At 61.7% G+C, this 6,556-nt stretch carries 3 protein-coding genes; 2 read left to right on the top strand and 1 reads right to left on the bottom strand.

Annotated features, from left to right (window positions below; genetic code table 11):
• Positions 1–97: 97 nt before the first annotated feature.
• A complete protein-coding gene (gene uvrD, locus JWR98_RS08660) occupies positions 98–2,281 on the bottom strand; it encodes a DNA helicase II (RefSeq protein WP_003177009.1) in 2,184 nt (727 codons plus the stop codon).
• Between the two features lie 278 nt (positions 2,282–2,559).
• On the opposite strand from uvrD, the gene JWR98_RS08665 reads away from it, so the two are divergent.
• Complete coding sequence (locus JWR98_RS08665) at positions 2,560–5,433, top strand: EAL domain-containing protein (RefSeq protein WP_205489768.1); 2,874 nt, start codon at positions 2,560–2,562, stop codon at positions 5,431–5,433.
• A 161-nt stretch (positions 5,434–5,594) separates the two neighbouring features.
• Positions 5,595–6,461, top strand: a complete 867-nt coding sequence (gene hexR / locus JWR98_RS08670) for a transcriptional regulator HexR (protein ID WP_003177007.1) — start codon at positions 5,595–5,597, stop codon at positions 6,459–6,461.
• Positions 6,462–6,556: the final 95 nt, after the last annotated feature.

Genomic DNA, 6,556 nt, shown 5'->3' on the forward strand with positions numbered 1-6,556 from the left:
GAGGGAGCTTGCTCCCGCTGGGCTGTGTAGCAGCCCCAAAAAACGGGCGCGCTACGCATGCCAGCGGGAGCAAGCTCCCTCGCCACAGATGATCAGCTCATACCGCTTCGAGCTTTGCGTAACCCATCATCAGCCACTTGCTGCCTTCGGCGAAGTTCACCTGTACGCGGGCCTGGGCACCGGCACCTTCGAAGTTGAGGATCACGCCTTCGCCGAAGATCGCATGCTTGACCTGCTGGCCAAGGCTGAATGGGGTTTCCGGAATCTCGGAACCGGCGAACAGGGTGCTGGAGTTCTGCTGCTGGCCGCCGCCGAACGGGCGACTGACGCTGTTGGAGAGACGCACTTCCTGGATCAGACCCTTAGGCACTTCACGTACGAAACGCGACACCTTGTTGTAGGTCTCGCTGCCGTACAGGCGTCGGGTCTCGGCGTAGGTCATCACCAGATTCTGCATCGCGCGGGTGATGCCAACGTAGGCCAGGCGGCGTTCTTCCTCAAGGCGGCCGGGCTCTTCCAGGCTCATCTTGTGCGGGAACAGGCCTTCTTCCATGCCCACCAGGAACACATACGGAAACTCCAGGCCCTTGGCGCTGTGCAAGGTCATCAACTGGATGCTGTCTTCATGCTCGTCGGCCTGAGTGTCACCGGCCTCCAGTGATGCGTGGCCGAGGAACGCGGCGAGGGGAGTCAGCTCTTCGTCTTCCTCGGTGTTTTCGAACGCACGGGCGGCGCTGACCAGTTCCTCGAGGTTTTCTACCCGAGCCTGGCCCTTCTCGCCTTTTTCCGCTTCGTGATAGGCGATCAGCCCGGACTGCTCGATTACCGTCTGGGTCATCAAGTGCAGCGGCATATCCGCACATTTGGCGGCGAGGTTCTCGATCAGCTCAACAAACACGCCCAACGCACCGGCGGCACGACCGGTCAGGCCTTTATTGGCGATCAGCAGGCGCATGGACTCCCACATCGACACATCGGCGTGGCGCGCATGGTCGCGGATCGCTTCAACGGTTTTCTCACCGATGCCACGTGCCGGGATATTGATCACCCGCTCCAGCGCCGCATCGTTGCCACGGCCTTCCAGCAGACGCAGGTAGGCCATGGCGTTCTTGATTTCAGCCCGCTCGAAGAAGCGCTGGCCGCCATAGATGCGGTACGGGATGCGTTCGCGCAGCAGGGCTTCTTCCAATACCCGCGATTGGGCGTTGGAACGGTACAGAATCGCGATATCGCTGCGTGCCAGGCCGGTTTTCAGGGCGCTTTCGATGGTTTCCACCACATAGCGCGCTTCGTCGTGCTCGTTGAAGGCGGCGTAGAGGTTGATCGCTTCGCCTTCGCCGCCGTCGGTCCACAGCTCTTTGCCCAGGCGCCCGGTGTTGTTGGCGATCAAGGCGTTGGCGGCCTTGAGGATGCCGGCGGTGGAGCGGTAGTTCTGCTCCAGGCGTATGGTGACCGCGTCCGGGAAATCTTCGGAATACTGGTAGATGTTCTCGATTTTCGCGCCGCGCCAGCCGTAGATCGACTGGTCGTCGTCGCCCACCACCATCAGGCTGTCGCCGCCTTTGGCCAGCAGGCGCAACCAGGCGTATTGCACGGCGTTGGTGTCTTGGAACTCGTCCACCAGAATGTGGCGAAAGCGCTTCTGGTAATGGGCCAGCAAGCCTGGGTTGTCGCGCCACAGGTCGAGGGCGCGCAACAGCAGCTCGGAGAAGTCGATCACCCCGGCGCGTACGCAGGCGGCCTCGTAGGCTTCATAAATGCTGCGCATGGTCGCCAGGAACAAATCGCCGCTGGCCTGGATATGTTGCGGGCGCAGGCCCTCGTCTTTCTGGCCGTTGATAAACCACTGGGCCTGGCGCGCCGGCCAGCGTTGTTCGTCGAGGCCTAGTTCGCGGATGACCCGCTTGACCAGGCGTTGCTGGTCATCGCTGTCCAGAATCTGGAAGGTCTGGGCCAGGCCTGCTTCCTGCCAATGCGCCCGCAACAGGCGGTGCGCCAGGCCGTGGAAGGTGCCCACCCACATGCCGGCCGGGCTGATGCCCATCAACTGCTCGATACGGTGACGCATCTCGGCAGCGGCCTTGTTGGTGAAGGTCACCGACAGGATCGAATGCGGGGACGCGTTCTCGACCTGGATCAACCAGGCGATACGGTGCACCAGCACTCGGGTTTTACCGGAGCCAGCACCGGCCAGGACCAACTGACGGCCAACGGGGGCTGCTACGGCCTGGCGTTGGGCATCGTTGAGGGAGTTCAGCAAAAGAGAGAGATCATCGCGCATCGGCGCATTCTAGGGTGCCGGGGGGTGTCGGGCAAATCCCAATGCCGGATGGTCGATGCAAAATAGCCGCTGCGGTTCGGGCGGGGCAAACATTCTACCTGGGGTGATGACCGGTCGGTCAGCCGCGCAGCCCGCACGGTGTCTCGCTCAAGGCCTCTGGGCCCGAGGTTTGCGGAGGATGACCGGGTAGTTTTTATGACTTGGAGCAGTTTGGCCCGAGGCTTTGCTTGTGTATGCTCCGTCGACGTTTCGGGCTCACCATTATAAGAACACTGCCTATGACCCTTAGCTCCGATCTGATGGGCCTCTCGATATCGCCCGCCCAGGTCATCCGCAAACACTACGCCACCGAGATCGCGGTCGAACGTACACGCCTGCTGTATCAGGGGTCTTTGCTGCCTACCTTGTTGATGCTGGTCAATGGCCTGGTCTGCGTCTGGCTGCTGTGGAGCCCCAGTCAAGTGCTGCTGGACAGCATCTGGCTGGTCTGGCTGCTGGCGTTGGTTGCCCTGCGTGTGATCCAGGTGGCGGCTTTCGATTCGGCCATGCCCAGCCGCCAGGCCCACCCGGTGTGGCGGCGCATGTTCATGCTCGGTTCGGCGGTGAGCGGCTTGACCCTGGCCGCTGCCGCCATCGCCCTGGCACCGGTGAACAGCTTCATGCAGCAAGCCTGGGTATTTGGCCTGATCGGCGCTGCCACCTTGTCGGCCAGTGTGGCCTACGCCGTGAGCCTGCCGGCGTTTCTATCCTTTGCCGTGCCGTGCCTGGTGCCGTCCATCGTGTATCTATTGTGGGATGGCAACCCGCAGCAACAAGGCTGGGGCGTGCTCGGCCTGATCCTGCTGGTGTCGCTGAACCTGGTGGCATGGCAGATCAACCGGCTGATCCAGCGTGAATTATTACGACGTTTCCAGAACCAAGCGCTGATCGAGCATCTGCAAGAGGCGCAGCAGCGCAGCGAGCAGTTAAACCAGGACCTCAGGCGTGAAGTCGAGCAGCGTCGTCAAGTCGAGGAGGAACTGCGCGAAGCGCAACTCGGCCTGCAGGACCGCGTGGCTCAACGCAGTCAGGAACTGGACGCCGCCAGCCTGGCCCTGAACAAAAGCGAAGCGCGCCTGGTCATGGCCCTGCAAGCCAGTGAACTGGGCCTGTGGGACTGGAACCTGCAAACCGATGAAGTCCATCACACGCAGCTAAAAGAGCTGTTCGGCCTGGAGCCCGAGTGCGTCACGGCCATGCTCGGTCATCTCAAGCCACGCCTGCACCCCGACGACTTGCCGCTGCTCAAGCGCGCCCTGGTGGAGCACCTCAAGGGCCGTACCGAGGATTATCAGGTGGAGTACCGCGTGCGCCATGGTGCTGGCCACTGGGTGTGGATCGAGGATCGCGGCCGCGCCGTGGAGCGTGCGCCGAGCGGGCGCGTGATCCGCATGCTCGGCACCCGCCGCGATATCAGTGCCGGCAAAGTACTTGAAGCACAGCAGCGGCTGGCATCGACGGTGTTCGAAGCCGCCAGCGAGGGCATAGTGATCCTCGATCCGAACTACGTCCTGCTTGCCGTCAACCAGGCGTTCAGCCGCGTCACCGGTTTTGAAATCGATGACATGCTGGGTCGCAACGTGGTGGAACTGCCCAGCAGCCGCGATGCGCGCCGTCACTTCCCAGTGATCCGCCAGGCGTTGCTCAGCCACGGCACGTGGCAGGGCGAGTTGGTGGAAACGCGCAAGAACGGCGAGCTGTACCCGCAATGGCTACAGCTGAATGCGGTGCGCGATCTACGGGGAAAAGTCAGTCATATCGTGGGCTTCTTCGCCGATTTGTCGGCGCGGCGCGAGTCCGAGGAGCGCATGCGCTACCTCACCCATTACGATGAATTGACCGGCCTGGCCAACCGCTCGCTGTTCCGCGAACGGTTGCGCGAGGCTCATCAGCGTGTGCGCCAGGGCGGGCGCAGCCTGGCGCTGCTGCACATCAACCTTGATCGCTTCAAACTGCTCAACGACAGCCTGGGCCATGAAGTCGCCGACCAGTTGTTGCAAAAGATGGCTCGTCGGCTGATCAACGCTTTGCCTGAGGCTGACACCATTGCGCGCCTGTCCGGCGATGAATTTGCGGTGCTGTTCGACGCCTACGGCAACCTGTCGAGCCTGGCGCGGGTGGCTACGCGGCTGCTGGCCAAGCTACGGGTGCCGGTGGCGGTGGAGGGCCATGAGCTGGTAGTCAGTGCTTCGATGGGCGTAAGCCTGCTGCCGGACAATGCGCGGGAAATTTCTGCGTTGGTCAGCCAGTCGAACATGGCCATGCAGCACGCCAAGCACCTGGGCGGCAATAACTTCCAGTTCTACACCGACAGCCTGCAAGCCAGCACCCTGGAGCGCCTGCAGCTGGAAAACCACCTGCGCAAAGCCATCGACGAGCGTCAGCTCACCGTGTTCTATCAGCCCAAACTGTGCCTGGCCACCGGCAAGCTCAATGCGGTCGAAGCGTTGATCCGTTGGGAGCACCCGCAGTGGGGCATGGTGCCACCCGCCGAGTTTATTAGTCTGGCCGAAGAAACCGGCCTGATCGTGCCGCTGGGCGAATTTGTCTTGCGTGAAGCGTGCTGGCAGGCGTGCGAATGGCAACGCCAGGGGCTGGCACCGATTCGCGTGTCAGTGAACCTGTCGGTGCATCAGTTGCGCCAGGGCAAGCTGGTCAGCCTGGTGCGCCAAGTGCTGGAAGAAACCGGCCTGGACCCGCAATACCTTGAGTTGGAATTGACCGAAAGCCAGTTGCTCGACAGCGTCGAACACATCATTGCAACGTTCCAGCAGCTGCGGGATCTGGGCGTGAAGCTGGCCATCGACGATTTCGGCACCGGCTATTCGTCCCTCAGCTACCTCAAGCGCATCCCGGTGGACTACGTAAAGATCGATCAAGCCTTCATCCGTGGTCTCGGCCAGGGGCGCGAAGATGCCGCCATTACCCGGGCGATCATCGCCATGGCTCACGGTTTGTCGCTCAAAGTCGTGGCCGAAGGCGTGGAAGATCAGCGGCAACTGGACTTCCTGCGGGTGGAGCGCTGTGACGAAGTGCAAGGCTATTTGATCAGCCGGCCGATGCAGGCCGACGGGTTGGCGGATTTGTTACGCAAAAACGTGGATTTTTCCTAGAGACGCCAAGGGCGCCGTTGTGGCTACAAACCGCCTGCCCTTTGAATCAGAGGGCAGCAGGGCGATTTAGTGATGCGTCGGACGGGCAAAACGGTAATTCTTGTAGTATAACTACAAGCTTGCTACATCCCTGGCCCTGCCAATAACAAGAGTCCTGCCCTTTGAACCTGTTGCAACATATCGCCCAGTCGCGCCACCTGTTACGCAAATCGGAACTCAAGGTTGCCGATCACGTGCTGCTTGACCCTGCGGCTGTGATGCACAGTTCCATGGCCGATCTGGCCCACAGCGTGGGCATCAGCGAGCCGACCATCGTGCGTTTCTGCCGTGCCATCGGTTGCTCCGGTTTCCAGGACTTGAAACTCAAGCTGGCCCAGAGCCTGGCCGCCGGCGCCAGCTTCGGCCAGTTTGCGATTCACGAAGATGACTCCGTCGCCGATTACAGCCTGAAAATTTTCGACACTACGTTGCACACCTTGATGGAAGTGCGTGAAAAGCTCGATCCAGTGGAGCTGCAAAAGGCCGTGACCGCCATGTCCCAGGCCCAGCGTGTCGAGTTCTATGGCTTCGGTGCGTCCGGCGCCGTGGCGGCCGATGCCCAGCACAAATTCTTCCGCTTGCTGCTCACGGCGGCGGCCTATAGCGACCCGCACATGCAGGCGATGTCGGCGGTGACCTTGAAGCCGACCGACGTGGCCATCTGCATTTCCCAGTCCGGTCGCTCCAAGGACCTGCTGATCACCGCCAACCTGGTGCGTGAGAGCGGTGCGTCGCTGATCACCCTGTGCCCGAGCCAGACGCCGTTGGCCGAGCTGTCCACGGTCAACCTGGCGATCGATGTGCACGAAGACACCGAGATCTACACGCCGTTGACCTCGCGTATTGCCCACCTGGTGGTGATCGACGTGTTGGCGATGGGTGTGGCCATGGCGCGCGGGCCAAGCCTGGTCAACCACCTCAAGAGCGTGAAGCGCAGTTTGCGCAGCCTGCGGTTGTCGCCAAAATCGGTCAAAGCCCTGGACGACTGAAACAAGGTCATGCTCGGTCAAAATGTGGGAGGGGGCTTGCCCCCGATAGCGGTGGATCAGTCGACATATCCGAGACTGACACACCGTAATCGGGG

It is taken from the genome of Pseudomonas lactucae (assembly GCF_016937615.1).
Lineage (GTDB): Bacteria > Pseudomonadota > Gammaproteobacteria > Pseudomonadales > Pseudomonadaceae > Aquipseudomonas > Aquipseudomonas lactucae.